Here is an 858-nt window from a genome sequence, read left to right as displayed (position 1 = left end):
TGGCCCTAATTCCATGGGGAAGGCTGATTCCGCTCGGACGGAGGCAGCCGATCCCACCTCCGAATCCGCCTCGCGCACCAGCACGAAGGGTGTCGACCCCCGCACCAGCCGCCGGATGTCCATACAGCTTCGACGCGACACCAAACCCGAGCTGGCCTTGAGGAAGGCACTGTTCGCCCGTGGATGTAGGTACCGAGTAGACGCGCCCCTCCCAGGCATGCCACGACGTCGAGCGGATGTCCTGTTCACGAAACAGCGGATTGCCGTCTTCATCGATGGATGTTTCTGGCACTCTTGCCCAGAACACGCAACCATCCCACAAGCCAACCGGGATTGGTGGACGAACAAGCTGGACACAAACGTTCGCAGAGACCGCGAGACCGACGAACGGCTCCGTCGGCTCGACTGGTCTGTCCTGCGGTTCTGGGAACACGAAGACATGGATTCAGCAGCCGACGTCGTCTCGGAGCTCGTCCGCAAGCGCACTGTCAAATTTACGCAACATGACTGACACTGCATGGCCCGCATCGAGGTCTCACTGCTCCAGCAAATAGCATCGGGGGGTCGACCCCGGAAGGACAGCTCTATGACGCGCTCCCCCTGGCCCGCAGCAGACCCCGAACTGCTCAGGTTCATCGAAGGCTGGAAGGCAACTGTCTCCAGCACCTACCGGGAGGACCCGTTGCTCCTGGAGGAGCATGCGCGCCAGGAAAACTCCTTCCGCACGAGCGGTTACTCGCGCAGACAGGTGACTGAGCTCGTACAGAACGCTGCCGACGCAATTTTCAAGTCGGGAACAACGGGCAGAATCGAGATCAGGCTCACCGACGACCATCTCTACTGCGCGAACGACGGTCA

Annotated in this window: 2 protein-coding genes; both read left to right on the top strand. The window is 61.0% G+C overall.

What is annotated here, in order from left to right:
* Positions 1-511, top strand: a 511-nt coding sequence (locus tag IG178_RS24500; RefSeq protein WP_226895764.1) for a very short patch repair endonuclease, incomplete at its 5' end; no start/stop codon positions are given.
* Between the two features lie 6 nt (positions 512-517).
* Positions 518-858 (top strand): hypothetical protein (locus IG178_RS24495; RefSeq protein WP_193215212.1); only part of this gene is annotated, 341 nt, incomplete at its 3' end.

It is taken from the genome of Neoluteolibacter marinus, from assembly GCF_014904755.1.
GTDB lineage: Bacteria > Verrucomicrobiota > Verrucomicrobiia > Verrucomicrobiales > Akkermansiaceae > Haloferula > Haloferula marina.
This window is presented reverse-complemented; position numbering and strand designations above follow the sequence as displayed.